The organism is Klebsiella sp. A52 (genome assembly GCF_018388785.1).
GTDB lineage: Bacteria > Pseudomonadota > Gammaproteobacteria > Enterobacterales > Enterobacteriaceae > Klebsiella > Klebsiella aerogenes.
Genome location: NZ_CP074437.1, coordinates 2,398,149 through 2,423,249, shown reverse-complemented (window position 1 = coordinate 2,423,249; position 25,101 = coordinate 2,398,149). Strand labels below are relative to the sequence as shown.

The following is a 25,101-nucleotide window of genomic DNA, read 5'->3' as shown; positions in this document are numbered from 1 at the left end:
TTAGACCTGCTTCCCGGCATTATCCACATGCCCCAGCGCTTTTTCCGGGAAGCAGACGTCTCTCACCCGCCGTTTCAGCTCGGCCGCATCCGGAAAACCGCCGTCCTGCTTGCGCTCCCAGATGAGCGCCTCATCGACGCTCACCGTAAAAATGCCGCCGGTACCGGGCACCAGCGTGACCGAAGCGATATCGGTACTAAAGGTATGCAGCAGCTCCTGGGCCATCCAGCTGGCGCGCAGCATCCAGTTGCATTGGGAACAGTAGGTTATGGTAACCGCCGCTTTATGAGTCATGTTGTGTTGCTCCCGTCCGAAGGAATGTAAACAAAATGCAGAATATACCCGTCAGACTGCAAGTTGCATGTGCGTTGGCTTCCTCGCTCACCCCAGTCACTTATTTGAGTAAGCTCCAGGGGATTCTCTGCGTCGCCGCCTGCCTGCAACTCGAATTATTTAGGGTATAGGTAAATATTTTGTTGCAAACGATAATACCTATCATTACCATTCGCAATTACTAAATCAGGAATACCACTGTCCGCCAGGGAAAACACGGACCAACCTGCACTCTGGAAGTAACGCGTGAGCCGATACTAATAATTATCAAGGCGTGGCTACTAATGTACAAATCGACTCAATCAGCAGCATGGCGTAAGAAAAGCCTGCTGGCGACTTCTCTGCTCGCAGCAATCGCGCAGAATGCCGCTATCGCGGCCGTGACCCAGGATAACACGACGGATAGCGCGGAACAGATGGTGGTGACCGCCCCGGCCCCACAGCTGAAAGCCGGCAGCGAGCACGCGGTGAGCGCGCAGGAACTGCAGGACAAAGGCGCCAACGACTTCGGCTCAATCATGCGTTATGAACCCCTCATCAGCGCCACCGGCGCCAGCGGCGGTTCCGGCAACGGTAAAAGCGGTTTCGATCGCGGCGGCTATACCGGCTACAACATCCGCGGTCTTGAAAGCAACCGCGTCGGCATCGATGTTGACGGCATTGCCCAGCCGAACGCCACCGGCCGCGGCTACGTTGGCCGTTCCGGCCTCAACACCTTTGGCATTGGCCGCGATTATATCGACCCCTATATGTACGGCAGCGTGGATATTCAGTCGGGAGCCACCTCAACCGAGACCGCTAACAGCTCAATCGGCGGCAACGTCTCCTTCCGCCCGAAATCGGCGGATGACTATCTGCGCCCGGGCAAAACCAGCGCCTTTGGCTATCAGAGCGGCTACGACTCTTCCGACCGCAGTTGGCATAACGGCGTCACCGTCGCCGGCGGCGATGAAACGCTGCGCGGCATTTTCGTCTACAGCCGCCGCGATGGCCAGGAAACCGAGAACAACAGCGGTACCGTCGACGCTTACCCGGCAAACTGGCACTCTGACGCGTTTATGGCCTCCGGCATCTGGCAGCCGAACGATGAACATAAGTTCACCAGCACCTTCGACTACTATCACAAGACCAACCACAGCCACTTCGATTCGTGGGACTCCAGCGGTAACAGCGTGATCGGTACCGCCAACCAGACCAACCAGACGCGGCGCTGGGGGTTGAGCCTGAAGGACGACTGGACGCCGATGAACGATTACATCGACAGCGTCTCGACCAAGGTTTACTACCAGCATACCGAGGCTCACGACTGGACCTGGATGCCGGATAGCGTCACCCGCAAAATGCAGACGGTCAATTCCGACTACGATACCGATACCTGGGGCCTGCAGACCGCGCTCGCGAAAAGCATCGGCCGTCACGACCTGAGCGCCGGTTTTAATGCCAGCACGACCAAAACCCAGCGGCCGTTTAGCCAGTCGCCGATCCCCAGCGTCTACAGCGAAATTATGCAGCCGGAAGCAGACAGCCGCAGCTACACCCTCGGCGGCTACGTGCAGGATAAGATCAACTTCGATCTCGATAGCCACAATTTCGCGATTATTCCCGGCGTACGCGTGACGCATCAGTCGACTAAACCGGAAGATCTGTCCGATCTTAGCGCCAACAGCAGCGTGCTCACCGAATCGTCGGTGGCGAATCTGTATGGTAAAAACAGCGATACCCAAGTGCTGCCGTCACTGGCGTTCCAGTACGACATTACGCCGCGGCTGATGACCTATCTGCAGTACCAGCGCGGCGCGCAGTTCCCGAATGCCAGCCAGCTGTATGGTTCGTGGAACCTGGGCTCCAGCTATGCCGGCAGCCAGCAGTACGCGCTAATCGGCAACAACGATCTGAAAACCGAGACCAGCGACAATATCGAATGGGGTATCAAGGGCGAAGTCACCGAAGGCATCACCGTGCGTACCGCGCTGTTCTACAACAGCTATAAGAACTTTATCGCCTATACGCGTTATTCGCGCGCCAACAATCCGGGCAAATTCACTAACGTCCCGTCGAATATTTACACCATTTATCAAGCGGAAAACCGCGATAAAGCCTATATCTACGGCGGCGAGATCAGCACTAAGTTTAACTTCGGCACCTGGTTTGAGCAGGTCGATGGCCTGAGCGCCACCCTCGCCTGGGGCTATAGCGAAGGGAAATCGAAATCCAGCTACTACGGCGATAAATACGTCGACCTCGACAGCGTCGCGCCGATGAAAGCGATCGTCGGCGTGGCGTGGGACGATCCGGCTAAGCGCTACGGTACGGCGCTGACCGCCACCTTTGTTAAGGGCAAACAGGCCACCGCCACCAGCCGCGAGAGCTACAACAACACCGGCTCCGCCATCGCCGACTCCAGCACCGAATATATGCGCGTGCCGGGCTACGGCATGCTGGACTGGACCGCTTACTGGCAGGTGGCGAAGAACGTTCGTCTCAACGGCGGGGTTTACAACATTACCGACCGTAAATACTGGGATTACCTGAGCAGCCGCAACATCGAGACCAGTACTAATCAGGATGCCAACGATAAAGCGCTGGCTGTGATGCCCGGAAGGACCTGGCAACTGGGCGTGAATATCGATTTCTGATCGCCCGAATAATAACAAACCTGCACCCCGGCCCGCGGGCCGGGGATATTCATCGTAGAGAAGGATGTGGATTATGCAAAACGCACACGACGATCTGTGGCAGCGCTACCAGGCCACCAAAGCCCGCTCCACCGCCAAATATGCCCGCGACATCGCCGCAGAGATGGGAATTAGCGAAGCCGAATTAACCGCCGCGCGCGTTGGTCACGATGCCGTGCGTCTACACGACGACGTACGGGCGATTATCGCCGCCCTGGAGAGCGTCGGCGAAACCAAATGCATCTGCCGCAACGAATACGCGGTGCACGAGCAGGTCGGCGAATTTACCCATCAACACCTGAGCGGCCACGCCGGGCTGGTGCTCAACCCGCGGGCGCTCGACCTGCGCCTGTTCCTCAGCCAGTGGTCGAGCGTGTTCCACCTCAACGATAACGGCCGCCAGAGCATCCAGTTCTTCGACCCGCACGGCGACGCCCTGCTTAAGGTCTATGCCACCGGGCAAACCGATATGGCGGCATGGCAAACGCTGGTAGACAAATTCAGCGAGACGGCGCCCGGCGCGCTGACGATTCGCCCGGCCGATCGCGTGAAGTACGCCGACGCCGCCGACGCCGCGGCGCTGGAAAACGAGTGGCGCGCGATGACCGATGTGCACCAGTTCTTCGGTCTGCTGCGTAAACACAATCTTTCCCGTCAGCAGGCCTTCCGCCTGGTGAGCGACGATCTGGCCTGCCGCATCGACAATAATGCGCTGCCGGGACTGCTGGAAACGGTGCGCCAGGACGGCAATGAAATCATGATCTTCGTCGGCAACCGCGGCTGCGTGCAGATCTTCACCGGCGCGCTGGAAAAGCTGGCGCCGATGCGCGGCTGGATCAACATCTTCAACAGCGCCTTCACCCTACATCTGCGCGAAGACAGCGTGGATGAAATCTGGGTCACCCGTAAACCGACCTCCGATGGCCACGTGACCAGCGTCGAACTGTTTGCCAAAGACGGTACGCAAATCGCTCAACTGTACGGCCAGCGCAGCGAAGGCCACCCGGAGCAAGAACAGTGGCGCGCGCAGGTGGCGCGTCTGTGTGCGGAAGGGCAGCCGGCATGAAACGTTGGGGAATACTGCTTGCCGCACTGCCGCTGTTCGCCAGCGCGGCCGCCGAACGGGTGATTTCCCTCGGCGGCGACGTTACCGAAATCGTCTACGCGCTGAACGCCGGGCAGCAACTGGTGGCGAAGGACAGCACCAGCACCTGGCCTGCCGCCGCGCAAAAGCTACCGGACGTCGGCTATCTACGGCAATTAAGCGCCGAGGGGATCCTCTCCTTACGCCCGCAACTGGTACTGGCCAGCGCGCAGGCGCAGCCGTCGCTGGTGCTGCAGAAAGTGCAGGAAAACCAGGTTAAGGTCGTCAACGTGCCGGGCGGCGATAACCTTGCCGCTATCGATAACAAAATCGCCGTTATCGCCGAAGCGTTAGGTAAAACTCCGGCTGGCGACGTGCTGCGCCAGCAGATCCGGCAGCAGATAGCCGCCCTTCCCACGCGCCCTATCGCCAAACGGGTACTGTTTATCCTCAGCCACGGCGGGATGAATACCATGGTGGCCGGGCAGCACACCGCCGCCGATGGCGCGATTCGCGCCGCCGGGCTGCAAAATGCGATGCAGGGTTTCGACCATTATCGCGCGATGTCGCAGGAAGGGGTGGCCGCAAGCCAGGCGGATCTGGTGGTGATTTCCGCCGATGGCCTCAAAGGGATGGGTGGCGAAAGCGGGCTATGGAAACTGCCCGGTCTGGCGCAAACGCCGGCAGGCCGCCATAAACAGCTACTGGCGATCGACGATATGTCCCTGCTCGGCTTCGGCCCGCGTACGCCGCAGGCGATCCTCGAACTGCGGCAAAAAGCGGAGCAGTCACCCTGATGCGCCCTGCCCTCGTTCGCCATCTGCTGTTGATGACGCTGCTGCTGGTCGTATTGACGCTCTACGCGACCACCCTCGGCGCAATGCGATTGCCATTGATCAACCTGCTACCCTCCGGCGATGAAATCCTGCGCCATATCTGGCTGACGATCCGTCTGCCGCGAGTGCTGCTGGCGCTGCTGGTCGGCGCCGCGCTGGCCCTGTCCGGCTGCGTGATGCAGGGGCTGTTTCGCAACCCGCTCGCCGATCCAGGTCTGCTGGGTATCAGCAGCGGCGCGGCGCTGGCGGTGGCCTGCTGGCTGGTGCTGCCGCTCAGCGTGCCGGCGCTGTTAGCCCTGTATATGCCGATGCTGGCGGCGTTTATCGGCAGCCTGGCGGTGATGGTGGTGATTTTTATCCTCAGCCGCGCAGGCGACGGTTCGCTGTCGCGGCTGCTGCTGGTGGGGATCGCCATCAACGCCTTATGCGGCGCGCTGGTCGGCGTGCTGGCGTGGCTAAGCAACGATGCTCAGCTACGCCAGCTGTCGCTGTGGGGAATGGGAAGCCTCGGCCAGGCCGAATGGCCGACGCTGCTGGTGGCGACCAGCTTGATTATTCCGGCGTCAATAGCGGTGTGGCGGATGGCAACACGTCTTAATCTGCTGCAACTCGGCGATGAAGAGGCGCACTATCTCGGCGTTAACGTGCGGGCGCTGCAGCGGCTGCTGTTGCTATGCAGCGCGGTACTGGTCGCCGCGGCGGTGGCGATAAGCGGCGTCATCGGCTTTATCGGCCTGGTGGTGCCGCATCTGATGCGACTGTGGCTGGGGGCGGACCACCGCGGGCTTATCCCCGGATCGCTGCTGGCGGGCGCGATTCTGCTGCTGATTGCCGATACCCTGGCGCGCACCGTCGCCGCGCCGGCGGAGATGCCGGTGGGGCTGCTGACCAGCCTGTTGGGCGCGCCGTGGTTCCTGTGGCTGATATTTCGTCGGGAGAAACCAATCCATGGATAAAGACTATCTGGCGCAAGGTCTGTCGCTGCGGCTCGGCCAACGACAGGTGATTGACCAGGTTTCGCTGACGCTTCGCGGCGGCGAGATGACCGCGCTGATCGGCCCGAACGGCGCGGGAAAATCCACCCTGCTGCGGCTGCTAACCGGCTTCCTTACCCCGGACAGTGGCGAACGCATGATGGACGGCAAAGCGCTGGAGCGCTGGTCGCCGCAGGCGCTATCGCGCCGCCGGGCGGTGATGTTGCAGCGCACTCCACTCCAGGCCGACTGGACGGTGGAAACGGTTATCGCCATGGGGCGCTCGCCGTGGGAAGCGACCGCCAGTCCGCAGACTCTGCGCGATATTATGGTGGAAACCGGCTGCGATCATTTGCGCGGCAGGCGCTATCCGTCGCTTTCCGGCGGCGAGCAGCAGCGGGTACAGCTGGCCCGTTGCCTCGCCCAACTGTGGCAAAACGGCGCGCCGCAGGGCTGGCTGTTTATGGATGAACCCACCTCGGCGCTGGATCTCTACTATCAACAGCATCTGCTGCGCCTGCTCAAACGACTGACCGCGAGCGGCCAGCTGCATGTCTGCGTGGTGCTGCACGATCTCAACCTCGCAGCCCTGTGGGCCGACCAGATTCTGCTGCTACACCAGGGACAGGTGGTCGCGCAGGGCACGCCGCGTCAGGTTATTCAGCAAGAAATCATTAGCCGTTGGTACGGGGCGGACGTGCGCCTCGGCCAGCACCCGGAAAAAGCGATTCCGCAGGTTTATCTGGCGCCCTGAACGCCACGCGCGGTCAGCTTAGCTGATGGCCGCGCGTTTGCATTTGATTAACCAACTGATATTAACAATATTGTTAAGTTACTCGCTGGAAGTTATGCTTTTATTTCTTACTGATGACGTTCCCTATGAAGAAGCACTCAAAATCGTACTACTCGATGTAAATGATGGCGTGAAAGAAATATTGACGCTGGGTGGCGCGTACCTGACAGATTCGTTCACTGACCTGAAAATACATTCAAATTCAGTCGAGTTCAGCTTTATTGGCGATACGACATGGCGGGTTGAAATACCCTCAAGGCCCTTCATTCAGCTCCCATTCACCGGCGACCCGCGCGGCGTTTCACGTCCTCTGATGTTAAAACATTATATTAAAATCTGCGCTCACCCTGCACCTGCACGCTTCGATGGCAGCCGCTAATATTGTAAGTATCCCGGCAAACGAACCAATCTTCCAAAATGGGTAGAGGGGGCTGGTATTGAACACAAGAGAAAACAGACTAGAGTTCTGGCTAAATAGCTGTGTGAAATAGTACTCCACTTTTAACCAGCTTTTATGAAACAAGAGTTCTATCCATACCCTATCTGGTGAATTAATGTTGGCCCAGCATCAAGATCCCATTGTATTCAAATAGAAACATCAGCATCTGCAGGCGGACGTTTGTTGGGAGGATTACCGGGAGCGCTTTTGCTATACCGTTATTTCAATAATTCACGGGAGTTCAGAGATGCGATATCGGTATTCTTCAAACAGATGCTACCGGATATAGCAGGATCTCTTACATATCGAATTAACGATCACTTTCAGGTGCTTAAATCTGCGCCTTGAGGTTTATTGAGTATAGTTGTATAGTGGTTGCGCATTTGACTGTAAGGGATTTATTTCAAATGAACGTAATCGACAGTAGACTGATAATCTTCTCAACCCAAAAAAAATTCAATGACAGAAATGCCGATGATATGCAAAGCGGCGATATTGATGTTGACACACTAAAAAAGCATTATCATCTTGGGCAAGTATCAAATTTCATCGACTGGACAACTTTTGGTCCTTCCTATAAACACCCCTATCTGAATTCAATACAGCCCGTAAGCAGAGAAAAAGCCATTGCAATGCTATATGATGAGTTAAGATCGCAGTCGTATGTATTTTCTTTTCAGGGACCATACCAGGGTTTAATCAAAGATCTTTTCAATCATATGCAACGAAATAATGGAAGAGATTATCAAAATCCAGCAATGAATACTGCGTACAGAAATTTAATCCTGGCTGATAACTTCCCGAACAGCGCCAGAGCCATAATAAAAAGAGGCATCGAACAGTTTGATTTTAGCAAATAGAAACTGACCAAAGAAAATTTCACCAATGATCTATATAAAAGTCATTTACCCAAATACACAAGATGGAAAGACTGGGTTAATGGAATGGGTATTACCGTTCATGATGTAAACAGTACAGAGATTTCCATTGAGAGCCTCACTCTCGAAGGAAAAAAATACACTGCGGTTGTTAAATACAGGGCACAGGATCATTTTGGATTAGACAGAGAAGATATAATGAAAGCTAAATTCAATTCGATTGCCTTTTTTAGGATATGGTTTGTTCTGCAGCGTGCAAAGCATTTGGCTCAAAAACCATTCTTCACTAATTTTGAAGCCACAATAACACTGACAGGAGAAACCAATGTTCAAATATAAAAAAACCGTAACGACTGTAATTGTTTTAATCGTTGCATATTGCATATGGCTGGCTGTCAGACCAACAAAAATTGTCAGAGTCGATAATAGTGCTGTTTTTGTAGAACACTTACCAATGACAACAGAAGGAAAACTAAAATGGTGGTTGAAAAACAAAGAGCTATTGCAGGAAAAATATCACATCATTAATAAACCGTATAACTTCACGGTTACCATCATGAGCTTTGATGGTTATGACGAATTACCTAAAGGAACAATGGACGGTTCTATCGATGATTATACCTGCTTTGATGATACTAATGGAAAGCATGAAAAATGTGTTTATAACAATATAGCTATAATTGTCAGAGGTCAACTTAAAGGAAAACAGTTCATAAACATTGACGGTAAAACATATATCCAGAAAGATGATGGGAAAATTGAATTACAATGAATATTGCTTTCCACACCTAACCATATATATTAAAATGAAACAATGAGAGTCTACTGTATTTCGAAGCATCGCCCAAAAATTGTTTAATCGTGCATTGTGGAGCGGTTGTGTTTAAGTATATAAATTGAAAAAAACAATCTATATACTCATAAAAGATTAATTAGGCACTGATACGAAGGTCGCAGGGCACGCTGCGTCAGGTTATCCAGCGAGAAATCATTAGCCGCGGTACGGCGCGGATGTGCGCCTCGGCCAGCACCCGGAAAAAGCGATTCCGCAGGTTTATCTGGCGCCCTGAACGTCACGCGCGGCCAGCTTAGCGATGGCCGCGCGTTCGAGAAGTGGAATCAGGATCGCTGCGTCCACTTCGTCACTTTCCCTCAAATGCCTATCTCCGTTATCATGTCTTCCTCATGCGATAACGACGACAATAATAAAATCGCTCTCCATTAAAAATCAGGGACCTGGATAACACCCTATGAGCACAATCGACAATTTAGACGCCCATACCCCCATGATGCAGCAGTATCTGAAGCTGAAGGCTCAGCATCCGGAGATCCTGCTGTTTTACCGGATGGGCGACTTTTACGAGCTGTTTTATGATGACGCCAAACGCGCCTCGCAGCTGCTCGATATCTCGCTGACCAAACGCGGCGCTTCCGCGGGCGAACCGATTCCCATGGCCGGCATCCCCCATCACGCGGTGGAAAACTATCTGGCTAAACTGGTGAATCAGGGCGAGTCGGTTGCGATTTGCGAACAGATTGGCGATCCGGCCACCACCAAAGGGCCGGTAGAACGCAAAGTGGTCCGCATCGTTACGCCGGGTACCATCAGCGATGAAGCGCTGCTGCAGGAGCGCCAGGATAACCTGCTGGCCGCCATCTGGCAGGACAGCAAAGGCTTCGGCTACGCGACGCTGGATATCAGCTCCGGTCGCTTTCGCCTGAGCGAACCGGCCGACCGCGAGACCATGGCGGCGGAATTACAACGTACCAATCCGGCGGAACTGCTGTATGCGGAAGATTTTGCCGAATCTTCCCTGATTGAAGGCCGCCGCGGCCTGCGCCGTCGCCCGCTATGGGAGTTCGAAATCGACACCGCGCGCCAGCAGCTCAACCTGCAGTTCGGCACCCGCGATCTGGTGGGCTTCGGCGTTGAAAACGCCCCGCGCGGGCTGTGCGCAGCCGGCTGCCTGTTACAGTACGTCAAAGATACCCAGCGCACCTCGCTGCCGCACATTCGTTCCATCACCATGGAACGCCAGCAGGACAGCATCATTATGGATGCCGCCACCCGTCGCAATCTGGAGATCACCCAGAATCTCGCCGGCGGCGTTGATAATACCCTTGCTTCGGTGCTCGACTGCACGGTCACGCCGATGGGCAGCCGCATGCTCAAACGCTGGCTGCATATGCCGGTACGCGATACCGCGGTGCTGGTTGAACGCCAACAAACCATCGGCGCCTTACAGGAACGCTATACCGAGCTGCAGCCGGTGCTGCGTCAGGTCGGCGACCTTGAGCGTATTCTGGCGCGTCTGGCGCTGCGTACCGCCCGCCCGCGCGATTTAGCCCGTATGCGCCATGCCTTCCAGCAGCTGCCGCTGCTGCGCGAGCTGCTGGCCGACGTTGACTGTCAGCCAGTGCAACAGCTGCGCGAGAAAATGGGCGAGTTCGCCGAGCTACGCGAATTGCTGGAACGCGCGATCATCGATGCGCCGCCGGTGCTGGTGCGTGACGGCGGCGTTATCGCTCCGGGTTATAATGAAGAGCTGGATGAGTGGCGGGCGCTGGCCGATGGCGCGACCGATTATCTCGACAAACTGGAAATCCGCGAACGCGAGCGGCTGGGCCTTGATACCCTGAAGGTCGGCTACAATGCCGTTCACGGTTACTACATCCAGATCAGCCGCGGCCAGAGCCAGCATGCGCCGATCCACTACGTGCGCCGCCAGACGCTGAAAAACGCCGAGCGCTACATTATTCCGGAACTCAAGGAATACGAAGATAAGGTACTGACGTCTAAAGGCAAGGCGCTGGCGCTGGAAAAACAGCTCTATGACGACCTGTTCGAAAAACTGCTGCCGCATCTGGCCGACTTACAAACCAGCGCCAGCGCGCTGGCCGAGCTGGACGTACTGGTGAACCTCGCGGAACGCGCGGAAACCCTGAACTACTGCTGCCCGACCTTTATCGATAAACCTGGTATTCGCATTACCGAAGGCCGTCACCCGGTGGTGGAGCAGGTACTGAAAGAGCCATTTATCGCCAACCCGCTGCAGCTGGCGCCGCAGCGCCGCATGCTGATCATCACCGGGCCCAACATGGGCGGTAAAAGTACCTATATGCGCCAGACCGCGCTGATTGCGCTGCTGGCCTATATCGGCAGCTACGTGCCGGCGCAGAAGGTAGAAATTGGCCCTATCGACCGCATCTTTACCCGCGTCGGCGCGGCGGATGACCTGGCGAGCGGCCGTTCCACCTTCATGGTGGAGATGACCGAAACCGCCAATATTCTGCACAACGCCACCGAACACAGCCTGGTGCTGATGGACGAGATTGGTCGCGGCACGTCCACCTACGATGGTCTGTCGCTGGCGTGGGCCTGCGCGGAGAATCTGGCGAATAAGATCAAAGCGTTGACCCTGTTCGCCACCCACTACTTCGAGCTCACCCAGTTGCCGGAGAAAATGGAAGGCGTGGCTAACGTGCACCTCGATGCCCTGGAGCACGGCGATACCATCGCCTTTATGCACAGCGTGCAGGACGGCGCGGCCAGCAAGAGCTATGGCCTGGCGGTCGCCGCGCTGGCGGGAGTGCCGAAAGAGGTGATCAAGCGCGCGCGGCAGAAACTGCGCGAGCTGGAGAGCATTTCGCCAAATGCCGCCGCCACGCAGGTTGATGGTACGCAGATGTCGCTGCTCTCCGCGCCGGAAGAGACCTCACCGGCGCTGGAAGCGCTGGAGAATCTTGACCCGGATTCACTGAGCCCGCGTCAGGCGCTGGAGTGGATTTACCGCCTGAAAAGCCTGGTGTAGCTCCATTAATGTGAATTCTTGATTTAAGCTTCCATAATTGTGCTAAATAAAAAAAGGCCCGTTTTAGCGGGCCCGTTTTATTAACGCTTATCTTCCGGTAATAGCGGCGGTACGTGCGGTACCTGCGGCGCCTCATCAATATCTTTCTGCGTCATGCGGAACGCTTCCGGATAATGTTCGCGGCTGGTACGACGCAGCGGTTCGGTATTACGCCAGGTATAGAGGCAGTGCTGGCACTGATAAACAATCCATACCCCTTTTACCGGCGACGTCGCCATCACTTCAATCTGTTCATCAGCGCAACGTGGACAAATCATCTTTTACTCCTTATTTACGGTTGGCCAACATGGCGGTCAGTTTTTCAGCCCAGGCTTTGGTTTCCGGTAAATCCTGCACCGGCTGGCTGTAGTGACCGCGAAGGTCCGGCGCAACCGGAGTGGTGGCGTCGATAATCAATTTGTCGGTGATCCCCGCCGGGCTTGAACCAGGATCGAGCTCCAGTACCGACATGTTCGGCAACTGCACCAGGTCGCCCGCCGGGTTGACCTTCGAGGAGAGCGCCCACATCACCTGCGGCAGGTTGAACGGATCGACATCTTCATCAACCATAATGACCATTTTCACGTAGCCGAGTCCGTGCGGGGTAGTCATCGCCCGTAATCCCACCGCGCGGGCAAAACCACCGTAGCGTTTTTTGGTGGAGATAATCGCCAGCAGGCCATGGGTGTACATGGCGTTGACCGCCTGCACCTCCGGGAACTCGGCTTTCAGCTGCTGGTACAGCGGCACGCAGGTCGCCGGGCCCATCAGATAGTCGATTTCAGTCCACGGCATACCGAGATACAACGATTCAAAAATCGGTTTTGTGCGATAAGAGACTTTATCGATACGCACCACCGTCATATTGCGGCCGCCTGAGTAGTGGCCGGTGAACTCGCCGAACGGCCCTTCGATTTCACGCTTGCGCCCTTCAATCACCCCTTCAAGGATCACTTCCGAGCCCCACGGTACGTCAAAGCCGGTCAACGGCGCAGTGGCGATCGGATACGGGCTTTCGCGCAGCGCGCCCGCCATCTCATATTCTGACTGGTCATACTTCAGCGGCGTCGCGCCCATCAGGGTGATAATCGGGTCGTTACCCAGGGTGATGGCAATAGGCAGATCCTCACCGCGCTCTTCCGCTTTATGCAGATGCAGCGCAATATCGTGCATCGGTACCGGCTGCAGGCCCAGCTTGCGCTTGCCTTTCACTTCCATCCGGTAAATACCGACGTTCTGTTTACCGAAGTTGTCCGGGTCAAGCGGATCGCGAGAAACCACACAGGCTTTGTCGAGATAGAAACCACCGTCGCCATCGTTCAGGCGGAACAGCGGCAGAATATCGAACAGGTTGATATCGTCGCCATCAACGGTGTTTTCCGCCCACGCTGGATTAGCGCGACGCTCCGGCGTTACCGGGAATTTATCCCAGCGGCGAATAAATTCATCAATCTGTTTTTTCACCGGCGTGTTTGGCGGCAGCCCCAGCGAAATCGCGTGGTTTTGCCAGGAACCGATGGTGTTCATGGCGACACGGGCATCGGTAAAGCCGCGAATGTTATCGAACCATAGCGCTGGCGCGCCGTCACCGATGCGCCCTGTGGCGTTAGCGGCAGCGGCGAGATCCGGCTCGGCATTCACCTCTTCGCTAATTTTTAGCAGTTGCCCCTGCTCATCAAGCGCCTGCAAAAAGCTGCGTAAATCATCAAAAGCCATGATTAATTCTCCTGTGATAAATTCTCGACCGCGCGCAGGCCGTTCCAGCGGCGCGCTTTGTGATATTCGAGACCAAACTGATCCAGCACCCGGGTCACGATATGGTTGGTGATATCCTCGACCGTTTCCGGATGGTTGTAGTAGGCAGGCATCGGCGGCACCATCGCCACGCCCATGCGCGACAGCGCCAGCATGTTCTCCAGATGAATGGTGCTCAGCGGCATTTCTCGCGGCACCAGAACCAGCTTGCGCCCCTCTTTCAGCACGACGTCCGCCGCGCGGCCGACTAACCCTTCCGCATAGCCAGCGCGGATACCCGCCAGCGTTTTCATGCTGCAGGGGATAACAATCATGCCATCGGTACGAAACGATCCTGATGAGATGGTCGCGGCCTGATCCGCCGGGCTATGGCAGAAATCCGCCAGCCCGGCGACTTCACGAGCGCTATAGGGCGTTTCCAGCTCAATGGTGGTTTTTGCCCATTTCGACATCACCAGGTGCGTTTCCACATCCGGCATTTCGTTCAGCGCTTGCAACAGCGCGACGCCCAACGGCGCGCCGGTCGCCCCGGTCATCCCAATAATCAGTTTCATTCACTACCTCACACATTGTTCGTATACGAACCTTTGTATTAAAACTACGCTCATTTTTACGGGATCTCAATATCGTTCGCATACGATCCGCATCAATAATCAAAAAAATGAGATGTGAAAAGAAGCCGTAAATGCGGCTATCATAAAGGTGATATTTTTGTGACGGAGTGTTCATGGAGTTACGTAACGAAGCGTTCCACCTTCTGCGCCAGCTTTTTCAACAGCATACCGCGCGCTGGCAACATGAATTACCGGAACTGACCAAGCCGCAATATGCAGTGATGCGCTCGGTAGCCGAACATCCTGGAATCGAGCAGGTGACGCTTATCGAAGCGGCCGTCAGCACGAAAGCGACGCTGGCGGAGATGCTAAGCCGGATGGAAAAACGCGGGCTGGTGCGCCGCGAACACGATCCGACCGATAAACGTCGCCGTTTTGTCTATCTGACGGATGAAGGGCAGGCGCTGCTCGCAAATTCCATGCCGCAGGGCAACCGTGTCGATGAAGAGTTTTTGAGCCGCCTTAACGAAGAGGAGCGCGCGCAGTTTTCCAGGCTGGTCCTGAAAATGATGGAAAATAAAAACGCGGATTAAGCGGTTCGTTCACGCAGAAAATCGATAAATGCCCGGACCTTGGTTGGCACATGCTGCGCGTCCGGGTAGACGGCGTATACCCCCTGGGAGGGAAAAATATACTCCGGCAATACCCGCACCAGCTCCTGCCGCGCGATGGCTTCGGCCACCAGCCACTCCGGGAGTAGCGCCACCCCGCTTCCCGCCAGCGCAAAGCCCATTAACGCTTGTGCGCTATCGGCTGAGATCCGCGGCGGTTGCGTAATTTCAAAAGCGATCGATTGCCCTTCGGCGGTCAGGAGCTGCCAGCGTAGCGGCGTCGCCAGGCGCTCGTTAACAATCCACGCCGCCTGCGCCAGGTCGGCAAGCGTGCGCAGCGGATGTTTATCCAGCCATCCCGGTGAGGCCACGGACACGATGGCGAAACGCGAAATACGAGCCGCGTGATAGCGCGAATCGGCCAGGGTGCCGAGACGTATCGCGACATCAAACCGTTCCGAGATCAAATCCGCATGATACGACGATGAGACGTGGCGCACCCGCAGCGCCGGATGTCGACGAGCGAATTCCGCCAGCGCCGGGATGATCACCTGCGCGCCATATTCCGGGGTGGTGGTGATCCGCAGTTCGCCGCTTAACCCAGCATGGCTGGCGCGCACCTCGTCCTGTAAATTCTCCGCGGCTTTCAGCAGTCCGACGCCGCGCTGGTAAAACACCGCCCCGGCTTCGGTGAGCGTTAACCGGCGCGTCGAACGCAGAAGCAACGTCACTCCCAGTTCACTCTCTAGCTGACGAACGTTAAAACTGACCACCGCTTTGGTTTGCCCAAGCGCCGCCGCCGCCGCGGTAAAGCTCCCGGCATCAACAACGGCGACAAACATGGTAACGCGCTGCAGGTTTAGCATTTGAATGACGCTTATTGTCAAAAAATTTTAGACAGTATATCCCTGAAAAGCGCATTTATCCGCCCCTGACGCGCGGTTTACAGTACTCATCTGCAATCGCCTGCTGCTTAACCCGGAGAAAACATGAACCCATGGATCCAAGAAGTTATCGACGCCCACGTAATCATTGAACAATGGCTGGGCCGGAAAGAAGGTAGCGCGCAAGCGCTGATGAGCCGCTTTGCGCAAGAATTTACAATGGTTCCTATCAGCGGCGCTAAGATGGATTACCCGACGGTAAGCGGTTTTTTCCATAGCGCGGGCGGCAGCCGCCCGGGATTAAGCATCGTGGTTGATAATGCGCAGGTATTAAGCGAATGGCAAGACGGCGGCGCGGTGCTGTACCGCGAAAGCCAGACCCTGCCGGAACAAGGCGAGATCGTGCGCTGGTCCACGGCGATATTTCAGCGCATTGAGGGGAAAATCTTCTGGCGTCACCTGCAGGAAACCCGCATCGGTTAATACAAAGGAAAAGGCCCAATCGCAGGATTGGGCCTTTTTGAGAGAAAACGATTTATTCGCGGAATAGCGCTTCGATGTTTAGCCCCTGTCCCTGCAGGATCTCCCGCAGGCGGCGCAGGCCTTCAACCTGAATCTGACGCACGCGTTCGCGGGTCAGGCCGATTTCACGACCCACATCTTCAAGCGTTGCGGATTCATAACCCAGCAGCCCAAAACGACGAGCCAGTACTTCGCGCTGTTTGGCGTTCAGTTCGAACAACCATTTGACGATGCTTTGTTTCATATCATCGTCCTGCGTGGTGTCTTCCGGGCCGTTGTCTTTTTCATCGGCCAGAATATCCAGCAGCGCTTTTTCTGAATCACCGCCCAGCGGGGTATCCACTGAGGTAATGCGCTCGTTCAGACGCAGCATACGACTAACGTCATCAACCGGTTTATCCAGCTGTTCGGCTATCTCTTCAGCGCTTGGCTCGTGGTCCAGCTTATGCGACAACTCGCGCGCGGTACGCAGATAAACGTTCAGCTCTTTCACAATATGGATAGGCAAACGAATGGTACGGGTTTGGTTCATAATCGCCCGTTCAATCGTTTGACGGATCCACCAGGTAGCGTAGGTTGAAAAACGGAACCCACGTTCCGGGTCAAACTTCTCAACTGCGCGGATCAGGCCGAGGTTACCTTCTTCAATCAGATCCAGCAGCGCCAGACCACGATTGCTGTAACGACGAGCGATCTTCACCACCAGACGCAGGTTACTTTCAATCATGCGACGGCGTGAAGCAACATCTCCACGTAGTGCGCGACGGGCGAAATAGACTTCTTCTTCGGCCGTCAGCAGCGGGGAATAACCAATCTCACCAAGATACAGCTGTGTCGCATCGAGAACGCGCTGGGTGGCGCCTTGCGACAGCAGCTCTTCCTCAGCCAGATCGCTATCACTGGGTTCCTCTTCTACTAAGGCTTTCTCGTCGAAAACCTCCATTCCGTTCTCATCAAATTCCGCGTCTTCATTTAAATCATGAACTTTCAGCGTATTCTGACTCATAAAGGTGGCTCCTACCCGTGATCCCTGAGCAAAGCACCTTCCGCGACCCATCACTAAACGACGCCGGAGTTATCCTCTTTATGCCTCCACTGAAGGAGGCATATCGCGACCGCCCTGGCGCCTTTCATGGTGTTACGCTTATCCGTACTTTGCCAAATTATCGCTGCGGTAAGTACTGCAGCGGGTTGACGGATTTCCCCTTGTAACGAATTTCAAAATGTAATCTTGTTGAGCTGGTTCCGGTGCTACCCATGGTAGCGATTTTCTGCCCCGCTTTGACTTCCTGTTGCTCCCGAACCAGCATGGTATCGTTATGAGCGTAGGCACTCAGGTAATCATCGTTGTGTTTGATGATAATAAGATTACCGTAACCGCGCAGTGCGTTACCGGCATAGACGACGCGCCCATCGGCGGTCGCGACAATAGCCTGTCCTTTACTGCCTGCAATGTCGATACCTTTATTGCCGCCTTCCGCGCCGCTAAAGTTCTCGATAACCTTGCCATCAGTCGGCCAGCGCCATGATGAGATCGGCGAACTGGTAGACGTACTGCTTGCAGTCGGTTGGGTTGTGCTAACGGTTGATGGCGCCGTAACCGGAGCGACCGTCGTCGTGGTCGTTGCTGGTTTATTATTCGGCAACATCTTAGTAGCACTCTGTTCACCTGAAGATTCAGAATACGTAATAGTCGGTTGTGACGCAACCACTGCGGTGGATTTTTGTGCAGAAGTTGTGGTGGCCGTCGCACCGCCGCTTGCCTGCGCGCTAGCCTGAGATACCGGATTTTCGCCGGTGATCGGCTGGCCTGCGGAGTTGCCGACCTGCAGCACCTGACCCACGTTCAGCGCGTACGGCGCCGGGACGTTGTTGCGTTCCGCAAGGTCGCGGAAATCGTTGCCGGTGACCCACGCGATATAGAACAGGGTATCGCCGCGCTTAACGGTATAGGTACTGCCGCCGGTATAGCTACCTTTCGGAATATCGCCATATTTACGGTTGTAAACAATCTTACCGTTCACCGTCTGCACCGGCTGCTGTGCCATCGGCTGAACCTGGGTCGGCTGAGTCTGAATTGGCTGGGTCTGCATCGGTTGAATCGGCTGAGCCGGAGGAACTTGCTGCCCGCCGGAAGATGGCGGTGTAATCAGCATCCCGGAATTGGTGCTGGAGGACGCAGCGCCGCTTGCCGAATTCACCGGCGCAGGCGGATTATTGGTATTTGTACACCCGGCCAGCCAGAGTGAAACCAGTGACAACGCCGCAATACGGCTTACGGTAAATTTTGGGCTTCCCGCGCTCATTTATCCCCCAGGAATATGTTAACTGCCAATATCTTGCTTACCGGGCAGCGCCCGGCCAGGACACTGAAAAATGTGTCCACCCTACGCCTAAACTTAGGCAAAAAAAACCTGGAATAATCCGGGTTCAGGCCAGCTCCCCTCTGACGAGCGGAACAAAGCGAACGGCTTCGACGGTATCGATGAAAAACTCGCCGCCGCGGCGACGGATCCGCTTCAGATACTGATGTTCTTCACCGACCGGCAAAACCAGCACGCCGCCTTCATCAAGCTGCGCCATCAGCGCGGCCGGAATTTCCGGCGGCGCGGCGGTGACGATAATCGCGTCAAAAGGCGCGCGAGCCTGCCAACCCTGCCATCCATCGCCATGACGGGTTGAAACATTATGTAAATCAAGTTGTTTAAGACGCCGACGCGCCTGCCACTGCAGGCTCTTAATCCGCTCGACCGAGCAGACGTGGTGCACGAGGTGCGCCAGGATCGCCGTCTGATAGCCGGAGCCGGTGCCGATTTCCAGCACCCTTGAGTCCGGCGTCAATTCCAGAAGCTCCGTCATCCGCGCCACCATATAGGGCTGCGAGATAGTTTGCCCCTGGCCAATCGGCAGCGCGGTGTTTTCCCACGCCTTATGTTCAAAGGCTTCATCAACGAATTTTTCGCGCGGAACCTGCGCGATTGCCTCGAGGACTCGCTCATCGACGATGCCCTGAGTGCGTAGCTGATTCAACAAACTTTCAACACGTTTACTTACCATTGCGTATCAACCCCGACGCGTTCTAACCAATCGGTCACCACCTCATGTGCCTGATGAGCGGTTAAATCGACATGCAATGGCGTTACGGAAACATAGCCTTCATCCACCGCCGCAAAATCGGTCCCCGGCCCGGCATCGCGCTTATCACCCGGCGGGCCGATCCAGTACAGCGTATTACCGCGCGGATCTTTTTGCGGAATGACCTGGTCGGCCGGATGGCGGTTGCCGCAGCGGGTAACGCGAATACCTTTGATTTGCTCGAGGGGAAGATCCGGCACGTTGATGTTGAGGATCCGCCCGGTACGCAGCGGCTCGCGGCTTAACGCGCGCAGAATGGTGCACGTCACTGCCGCCGCGGTGTCGTAATGTTGATAGCCGTTCAGCGAAACGGCAAGGGCGGGAAAACCAAGATGGCGGCCTTCCATCGCCGCCGCGACGGTGCCGGAATAAATGACATCATCGCCAAGATTGGGGCCCGCGTTGATTCCTGAGACCACGATATCCGGACGCGGACGCATCAGCGCGTTAACGCCGAGATACACGCAGTCGGTCGGCGTGCCCATCTGGACGGCGATATCGCCATTTTCAAAGGTGAACGTGCGTAGCGAAGATTCCAGCGTGAGCGAGTTTGAGGCGCCGCTGCGATTACGATCGGGTGCAACAACCTGGACCTCGGCAAATTCGCGTAAGGCCTTCGCCAGGGTTTGGATCCCCGGCGCGTGGATACCGTCATCGTTACTCAGCAATATTCGCATAGTCACCCGTTGTATTGATAAGTTCCCTTACCACGCTGGTGGCAAAACTTCCCGCTGGCAGCCAGAAGCGCAGTTCAACAGTGACATCATCCCACCAGTTCCAGCACAATTGCTGCGGATACAGCAGCATCGCCCGGCGCGCGGCTTCAACTTTTTCGCGCGCCAGCAGCGCCTGTAGCGACGTTTCTTCGGCTATCGCGGCTTGCTCGGCGGCCAGCGCGTCGCGTTGGCTGCCCCAGTCGCCGCTGCCCGGCAGCGCAGCGGTAATCATCAGCTCGCGGTTATCGACCCGCGCCTGTAATTCCGCCAACTCTTCGGTGGTTGCCACAAACCAGCTTCCGCGCCCCGCTAATTGTAGCGCATCGCCATCAACAACCTGATTAAATTCCGTTTTTTTTAATCTAATTGCAACTTGCTGATTAAACAACGCGCTGCGTGCCGCCGACAACCAAAAACTGCGTTTATTGCGATCGCGCACCGGCTCGCCGCTCTCGGCCCAGCGCAATGCGCCCTGCAGGTTGCTACCGCCGATACCAAAGCGCTGCGCGCCGAAGTAGTTCGGCACGCCGCCGGCGGCAATCGCCTGCAAACGCTTTTCGACATCGTCGCGATCGCTGATTTCCCGCAGGATCAGCGTGAACTGGTTGCCCTTCAGCGCGCCTAAACGCAGCTTACGCTTATGGCGGGCATACTCCAGCACCTGGCAGCCTTCGAGCTGAAATTTGCTCAGATCCGGCATCTCTTTGCCCGGCACGCGGGCGCACAGCCACTGTTCGGTGACCGCGTGCTTATCCTTTTGCCCGGCAAAGCTCACTTCGCGCGCATGGATTTTAAGGAATTTCGCCAGCGCGTCGGCAACGAAACGGGTGTTGCAGCCATTTTTCAGAATCCGCACCAGCACATGTTCGCCTTCGCCATCGGGGGCGAAACCGAGGTCTTCGACCACCAGAAAGTCTTCCGGATTGGCCTTCAGCCGCCCCTGGCTGAGCGGCTTGCCGTGCAGGTATGTTAAGTCATCAAAGGCGATCATTGCGTAACCTTACGCAGCAGCGCCACCGCTTCACAGGCGATGCCTTCGCCACGGCCGGTGAAGCCAAGCTTCTCGGTGGTGGTCGCTTTCACATTGACGTCGTCCATATGGCAACCGAGATCTTCGGCGATAAATACGCGCATCTGCGGGATATGCGGCAGCATTTTTGGCGCCTGGGCAATGATGGTGACGTCAACGTTGCCAAGGGTATATCCCTTCGCCTGAATCCGCCGCCACGCTTCACGCAGCAGCTCGCGGCTATCCGCGCCTTTAAAGGCCGGATCGGTATCCGGGAACAGTTTGCCGATATCGCCCAGCGCCGCGGCGCCCAGCAGCGCGTCGGTCAGCGCATGCAGCGCGACGTCGCCATCGGAATGGGCGAGCAGCCCTTTCTCATAAGGAATACGTACCCCGCCAATAATAATTGGCCCTTCACCGCCAAAAGCGTGTACGTCAAAACCGTGTCCAATTCGCATTAAGCCTTCTCCTGGTGTCGGGAACGGGTAAGGTAAAATTCGGCCAGCGCCAGATCTTCCGGGCGCGTTACTTTAATATTATCAGCTCGTCCGGCGACCAATTCGGGATGGAAGCCACAGTACTCCAGCGCCGACGCTTCATCGGTGATGGTCGCGCCTTCATCCAGCGCGCGCGTCAGGCAGTCAAATAGCAGTTCTCGAGGGAAAAATTGCGGCGTCAGCGCATGCCATAAATCATTGCGTTCGACGGTATGGGCGATCGCGGTTTTGCCCGGTTCGGCACGCTTCATGGTATCGCGCACCGGCGCCGCCAGTATGCCGCCGACGCGGCTGGTCGCGCTTAGCGCCAGCAGCCGCGAGAGATCATCCTGATGCAAGCACGGACGCGCGGCATCATGAACCAGCACCCATTGCGCATCCGCTAAGGCTTTCAGCCCCGCCAGAACCGAATCGGCGCGCTCAGCGCCGCCGTCAACGACGGTGACCTGCGGATGGAGGGCTAAGGGAAGTTGACTAAAGCGGATGTCGCCAGGGCTGACGGCGATCACCACCCGCTGAACGCGTTCGTTCGCCAGCAGCGCGGCGACCGAATGTTCGAGAATCGTTTTGTTACCGATTGAGAGATATTGTTTCGGGCACTCCGTTTGCATACGGCGGCCAAAACCGGCTGCCGGCACCACGGCGCAAACGCCCGGAAAAGTGGCTGCCATATTGTCATCCTGGGCTTGTTTATCGATTATTCTGCGCAGAACCCTGATTGCGTTTTGAGGCATCCGGCACCAGACGATAGAACGTTTCGCCCGGGCGGGTCATGCTGAGTTCATTGCGCGCGCGTTCTTCGATCGCTTCCTGACCGCCGTTGAGATCGTCAATTTCGGCGAAAAGCTGATCGTTGCGCGCTTTTAATTTGGCGTTAGTGGCCTGCTGAGCGGAGACATCGTCATTAACCCGGCTATAGTCGTGCAAACCATTTTTGCCAAACCACAGCGAGTACTGTAGCCAGACCAGCAAAGCTAATAATAGCAGCGTTAATTTACCCATCCTGCCCCCTGAAAAACGGCATCATCATCCCATAACTCGCCGGAGTACTCTACCCTGGCGCGCGGACGATGCCGCGTAACGCGGGGACTGTACCACATTTTTGCGATGGATACCCAGGCTTGATTCATCCCAAAAAGGCTATCCCAACAGCCAGAGGAACAGCAGACCAAACATTAGCCCGACAGTTAAAATCGTCGCGCAAACGCTGTAGATCAGTTTGCCGTCCAGTAATGAATGTAGCGCAATACCGACCACCACGGCGACCGGCATAATGGCAAGGAAGAAAGGCCAGGTATAGAGGAAGAAAAAGAGCGTATTACCGCCATACATGAGGAAGGGAATACCCAGCGCCAGCAGCCATGAAATAAAGCCCACGGCGGCGCCTGACAAAGACCAGGTGGTCTCGTCGCCGGCCGCCGGAGGCGGTTCTGAACGAATAATACTGAGGTTCTGGGTATTGCGCATATTGAATCCTGTTGACCGGGCGACCGGCACCCCTCGATGCCGTTGCCTTTTCAGGATCTGATAATATCGCTCTGTCGAAGCAGGTCTAATAGTTGGTGCACCAAATTTGTTACCAATTGTTCACCATCCAGATGAATTTCAGCATTCTCCGGGGATTCATAGACCGAATCGATACCGGTAAAATTACGCAACTCCCCTGCCCGCGCCTTCTTGTACAATCCTTTCGGATCCCGCGTCTCACAAGTGGCCAGAGGGGTATCGACAAACACTTCGATAAAGCGTCCTTCCCCCAAACGCTCGCGCACCATCTGCCGTTCCGCACGATGCGGAGATATAAACGCGGTCAATACAACCAGCCCGGCATCGACCATCAGCTTAGCTACTTCACCAACGCGGCGAATGTTCTCTTTGCGATCGTCGTCACTGAATCCCAGATCGCTACACAGCCCGTGACGCACATTATCGCCGTCAAGCAAGTAGGTGCTAACGCCAAGCTCGTGCAGCGCCTCCTCCAACGCCCCGGCGACGGTGGATTTACCCGACCCCGAGAGGCCGGTAAACCACAGCACCACGCCGCGATGGCCGTGATGCTGCTCGCGCTGCTCGCGGGTCACCGGATGCGCATGCCAGACGACGTTTTCGTCATGCCGGGCCATTACTTGCCTCCCAGCAGATCGCGTGCGTCCCAGTGCGGGAAGTGTTTACGAATCAGCTGATTCAGCTCCAGCTCAAACGCGCTGTACTGCGACGTCGGAGCCTGCGCCTGCAGGTGCGGTTCGTTGACCATTCCCGCGCCAACCGTCACATTGCTCAGGCGATCGATAAAGATAAGCCCGCCGGTCACCGGGTTGTCCTGATACGGATCGAGCACCAGCGGCTCGTCAAAGGTCAGCTCCACCAGCCCGATGCCGTTCAGCGGCAGCGCTTCGACTTCACGCTGGGTCAGATTATTGATGTCGACCTGATAGCGGATAGCGTCAACGCGGGCGCGGGTTTTCTTGCCAGCCACTTTAATGTCATAGCTCTGACCCGGCGACAGCGCCTGTTCCGCCATCCACACGACGTCGATGCTGGCGCTTTGTACCGCAGGCAGCGAGGCTTCGGCGTCAACCAGCAAATCGCCGCGGCTGATGTCGATTTCATCTTTCAGGACGATAGTGATCGCTTCCCCCGCCCCGGCCTGCGGCAGGTCGCCGTCAAAGGTGACAATACGCGCCACGTTCGACTCCACGCCCGACGGCAGCACCTTCAGACGCTGGCCAACGGTGACCGTACCGGAAGCGACAGTGCCGGAGAAGCCGCGGAAATCCAGGTTCGGACGGTTCACATACTGCACCGGGAAGCGCAGCGGCTGGCTTTCGACATCGCGCTGGATGTCAACGGTTTCCAGCACTTCCAGCAGCGTCGGGCCGCTGTACCACGGCATTTTGTCGCTCTGTGTGGCGACGTTATCTCCTTCCAGCGCCGACAGCGGCACGAAACGGATATCAAGCTTGCCCGGCAGTTGTTCGGCGAAGGTCAGATAATCTTCACGAATTTCATTGAAGCGCGCTTCGCTGAACTCGACGAGATCCATTTTGTTCACCGCGACCACCAGGTGCTTAATCCCTAATAACGTGGAGATAAAGCTGTGGCGGCGAGTCTGGTCGAGCACGCCTTTGCGGGCGTCAATCAGCAGGATCGCCAGATCGCAGGTGGACGCGCCGGTCGCCATATTACGGGTGTACTGCTCGTGGCCCGGGGTGTCGGCAATGATAAATTTGCGTTTTTCGGTCGAGAAGTAGCGATAGGCGACATCAATGGTGATGCCCTGCTCGCGCTCGGCCTGCAGGCCATCAACCAGCAGCGCCAGATCCAGTTTCTCGCCCTGAGTACCGTGGCGCTTGCTGTCATTGTGCAAGGAAGAGAGCTGATCTTCATAAATCTGGCGCGTATCGTGCAGCAGACGGCCAATCAAGGTGCTTTTGCCGTCATCGACGCTGCCGCAGGTCAGAAAACGCAGCAGGCTTTTGTGCTGTTGCGCGTGCAGGTAAGCTTCTACGCCGCCTTCATTAGCAATTTGTTGTGCAATCGTAGTGTTCATGGCGG

Annotated in this window: 26 protein-coding genes and 3 pseudogenes; 13 read left to right on the top strand and 16 right to left on the bottom strand. The window is 56.4% G+C overall.

Annotation, left to right across the window (positions count from 1 at the left end):
• Complete coding sequence (locus tag KGA69_RS11405) at positions 1 to 294, bottom strand: Rdx family protein (RefSeq protein WP_045395362.1); 294 nt, start codon at positions 292 to 294, stop codon at positions 1 to 3.
• 323 nt (positions 295 to 617) lie between these two features.
• On the opposite strand from KGA69_RS11405, the gene KGA69_RS11400 reads away from it, so the two are divergent.
• The 11 genes and pseudogenes from KGA69_RS11400 to mutS all read left to right on the top strand — a co-directional run bounded on the left by KGA69_RS11400 (position 618) and on the right by mutS (position 11,824).
• Positions 618 to 2,969 (top strand): TonB-dependent receptor domain-containing protein, encoded by a 2,352-nt coding sequence (locus KGA69_RS11400; RefSeq protein WP_049061466.1) that lies wholly within the window; start codon positions 618 to 620, stop codon positions 2,967 to 2,969.
• A 73-nt stretch (positions 2,970 to 3,042) separates the two neighbouring features.
• Positions 3,043 to 4,074 carry a hemin-degrading factor gene (locus tag KGA69_RS11395; protein ID WP_045395360.1) on the top strand — a complete coding sequence of 344 codons (1,032 nt, stop codon included), beginning with the start codon at positions 3,043 to 3,045 and terminating at the stop codon, positions 4,072 to 4,074.
• The gene (locus KGA69_RS11390; protein WP_213293103.1) at positions 4,071 to 4,889 is read left to right on the top strand and encodes a heme/hemin ABC transporter substrate-binding protein; all 819 of its coding nucleotides are present in this window, start codon (positions 4,071 to 4,073) and stop codon (positions 4,887 to 4,889) included. The genes KGA69_RS11395 and KGA69_RS11390 overlap by 4 nt, the downstream gene beginning before the upstream one ends.
• The gene (locus KGA69_RS11385; protein WP_213293102.1) at positions 4,889 to 5,884 is read left to right on the top strand and encodes a FecCD family ABC transporter permease; all 996 of its coding nucleotides are present in this window, start codon (positions 4,889 to 4,891) and stop codon (positions 5,882 to 5,884) included. Before KGA69_RS11390 ends, KGA69_RS11385 begins: the two co-directional genes overlap by 1 nt.
• Positions 5,877 to 6,656, top strand: a complete 780-nt coding sequence (locus KGA69_RS11380; protein WP_213293101.1) for a heme ABC transporter ATP-binding protein — start codon at positions 5,877 to 5,879, stop codon at positions 6,654 to 6,656. Before KGA69_RS11385 ends, KGA69_RS11380 begins: the two co-directional genes overlap by 8 nt.
• Before the next feature lie 25 nt (positions 6,657 to 6,681).
• Entirely contained in the window at positions 6,682 to 7,074 is a 393-nt protein-coding gene (locus KGA69_RS11375; RefSeq protein ID WP_045395352.1) for a hypothetical protein, read from the top strand.
• A 276-nt stretch (positions 7,075 to 7,350) separates the two neighbouring features.
• A pseudogene (locus KGA69_RS11370) lies at positions 7,351 to 7,482 on the top strand (IS630 family transposase); the annotation flags it as partial.
• Positions 7,483 to 7,541: 59 nt separating this feature from the next.
• A pseudogene (locus tag KGA69_RS11365) lies at positions 7,542 to 8,351 on the top strand (DUF3289 family protein).
• Positions 8,338 to 8,784, top strand: coding sequence for a DUF943 family protein (locus tag KGA69_RS11360; RefSeq protein ID WP_045395350.1), 447 nt, complete (start codon positions 8,338 to 8,340; stop codon positions 8,782 to 8,784). Before KGA69_RS11365 ends, KGA69_RS11360 begins: the two are co-directional and overlap by 14 nt.
• 185 nt (positions 8,785 to 8,969) lie before the next feature.
• A pseudogene (hmuV, locus tag KGA69_RS24310) lies at positions 8,970 to 9,082 on the top strand (hemin ABC transporter ATP-binding subunit); the annotation flags it as partial.
• Positions 9,083 to 9,262: 180 nt separating this feature from the next.
• Complete coding sequence (gene mutS / locus KGA69_RS11355; protein ID WP_042895300.1) at positions 9,263 to 11,824, top strand: DNA mismatch repair protein MutS; 2,562 nt, start codon at positions 9,263 to 9,265, stop codon at positions 11,822 to 11,824.
• Positions 11,825 to 11,904: 80 nt separating this feature from the next.
• Here the strand turns inward: mutS and KGA69_RS11350 are convergent, their stop codons facing one another.
• The 3 genes from KGA69_RS11350 to KGA69_RS11340 are packed head-to-tail and all read right to left on the bottom strand — an operon-like array spanning position 11,905 to position 14,172.
• The gene (locus KGA69_RS11350; protein ID WP_047039048.1) at positions 11,905 to 12,141 is read right to left on the bottom strand and encodes a non-oxidative hydroxyarylic acid decarboxylases subunit D; all 237 of its coding nucleotides are present in this window, start codon (positions 12,139 to 12,141) and stop codon (positions 11,905 to 11,907) included.
• Positions 12,142 to 12,151: 10 nt separating this feature from the next.
• The gene (locus KGA69_RS11345; protein ID WP_045361374.1) at positions 12,152 to 13,579 is read right to left on the bottom strand and encodes a non-oxidative hydroxyarylic acid decarboxylases subunit C; all 1,428 of its coding nucleotides are present in this window, start codon (positions 13,577 to 13,579) and stop codon (positions 12,152 to 12,154) included.
• Between the two features lie 2 nt (positions 13,580 to 13,581).
• Positions 13,582 to 14,172, bottom strand: a complete 591-nt coding sequence (locus KGA69_RS11340) for a non-oxidative hydroxyarylic acid decarboxylases subunit B (protein WP_049059941.1) — start codon at positions 14,170 to 14,172, stop codon at positions 13,582 to 13,584.
• A gap of 173 nt (positions 14,173 to 14,345) precedes the next feature.
• On the opposite strand from KGA69_RS11340, the gene KGA69_RS11335 reads away from it, so the two are divergent.
• Entirely contained in the window at positions 14,346 to 14,765 is a 420-nt protein-coding gene (locus tag KGA69_RS11335; protein ID WP_047044293.1) for a MarR family winged helix-turn-helix transcriptional regulator, read from the top strand.
• Here the strand turns inward: KGA69_RS11335 and KGA69_RS11330 are convergent.
• A complete protein-coding gene (locus KGA69_RS11330) occupies positions 14,762 to 15,649 on the bottom strand; it encodes a LysR family transcriptional regulator (RefSeq protein ID WP_049059940.1) in 888 nt (295 codons plus the stop codon). The genes KGA69_RS11335 and KGA69_RS11330 overlap by 4 nt on opposite strands.
• Before the next feature lie 123 nt (positions 15,650 to 15,772).
• Between KGA69_RS11330 and KGA69_RS11325 the strand changes: the two genes are divergently transcribed.
• On the top strand, positions 15,773 to 16,150 hold the full coding sequence (locus KGA69_RS11325; RefSeq protein ID WP_047044290.1) for a DUF4440 domain-containing protein: 378 nt from the start codon (positions 15,773 to 15,775) through the stop codon (positions 16,148 to 16,150).
• Between the two features lie 52 nt (positions 16,151 to 16,202).
• On the opposite strand, the gene rpoS is transcribed toward KGA69_RS11325, so the two are convergent.
• The 11 genes from rpoS to cysN all read right to left on the bottom strand — a co-directional run bounded on the left by rpoS (position 16,203) and on the right by cysN (position 25,096).
• Positions 16,203 to 17,195 (bottom strand): RNA polymerase sigma factor RpoS, encoded by a 993-nt coding sequence (rpoS, locus tag KGA69_RS11320; protein WP_015369990.1) that lies wholly within the window; start codon positions 17,193 to 17,195, stop codon positions 16,203 to 16,205.
• Positions 17,196 to 17,352: 157 nt separating this feature from the next.
• Positions 17,353 to 18,495: a murein hydrolase activator NlpD gene (nlpD, locus tag KGA69_RS11315; protein WP_047044288.1), complete on the bottom strand. Its 1,143-nt coding sequence runs from the start codon at positions 18,493 to 18,495 to the stop codon at positions 17,353 to 17,355.
• A gap of 124 nt (positions 18,496 to 18,619) precedes the next feature.
• Positions 18,620 to 19,246, bottom strand: a complete 627-nt coding sequence (locus KGA69_RS11310) for a protein-L-isoaspartate(D-aspartate) O-methyltransferase (RefSeq protein ID WP_015369988.1) — start codon at positions 19,244 to 19,246, stop codon at positions 18,620 to 18,622.
• Positions 19,240 to 20,001, bottom strand: a complete 762-nt coding sequence (gene surE / locus KGA69_RS11305) for a 5'/3'-nucleotidase SurE (RefSeq protein WP_015369987.1) — start codon at positions 19,999 to 20,001, stop codon at positions 19,240 to 19,242. Before surE ends, KGA69_RS11310 begins: the two co-directional genes overlap by 7 nt.
• The gene (truD, locus tag KGA69_RS11300; RefSeq protein ID WP_047044285.1) at positions 19,982 to 21,031 is read right to left on the bottom strand and encodes a tRNA pseudouridine(13) synthase TruD; all 1,050 of its coding nucleotides are present in this window, start codon (positions 21,029 to 21,031) and stop codon (positions 19,982 to 19,984) included. The genes surE and truD overlap by 20 nt, the downstream gene beginning before the upstream one ends.
• Positions 21,028 to 21,507, bottom strand: coding sequence for a 2-C-methyl-D-erythritol 2,4-cyclodiphosphate synthase (gene ispF, locus KGA69_RS11295; RefSeq protein ID WP_047044283.1), 480 nt, complete (start codon positions 21,505 to 21,507; stop codon positions 21,028 to 21,030). The genes truD and ispF overlap by 4 nt, the downstream gene beginning before the upstream one ends.
• Positions 21,507 to 22,217: a 2-C-methyl-D-erythritol 4-phosphate cytidylyltransferase gene (gene ispD / locus KGA69_RS11290; RefSeq protein ID WP_063447536.1), complete on the bottom strand. Its 711-nt coding sequence runs from the start codon at positions 22,215 to 22,217 to the stop codon at positions 21,507 to 21,509. The genes ispF and ispD overlap by 1 nt, the downstream gene beginning before the upstream one ends.
• 19 nt (positions 22,218 to 22,236) lie before the next feature.
• Positions 22,237 to 22,548: a cell division protein FtsB gene (ftsB, locus tag KGA69_RS11285; RefSeq protein ID WP_015369983.1), complete on the bottom strand. Its 312-nt coding sequence runs from the start codon at positions 22,546 to 22,548 to the stop codon at positions 22,237 to 22,239.
• A 138-nt stretch (positions 22,549 to 22,686) separates the two neighbouring features.
• Complete coding sequence (locus KGA69_RS11280; RefSeq protein ID WP_047044281.1) at positions 22,687 to 23,013, bottom strand: DUF3561 family protein; 327 nt, start codon at positions 23,011 to 23,013, stop codon at positions 22,687 to 22,689.
• A gap of 50 nt (positions 23,014 to 23,063) precedes the next feature.
• Positions 23,064 to 23,669 carry an adenylyl-sulfate kinase gene (gene cysC / locus KGA69_RS11275; protein ID WP_047044279.1) on the bottom strand — a complete coding sequence of 202 codons (606 nt, stop codon included), beginning with the start codon at positions 23,667 to 23,669 and terminating at the stop codon, positions 23,064 to 23,066.
• On the bottom strand, positions 23,669 to 25,096 hold the full coding sequence (gene cysN / locus KGA69_RS11270) for a sulfate adenylyltransferase subunit CysN (protein ID WP_047044277.1): 1,428 nt from the start codon (positions 25,094 to 25,096) through the stop codon (positions 23,669 to 23,671). The genes cysC and cysN overlap by 1 nt, the downstream gene beginning before the upstream one ends.
• Between the last annotated feature and the right edge of the window lie 5 nt (positions 25,097 to 25,101).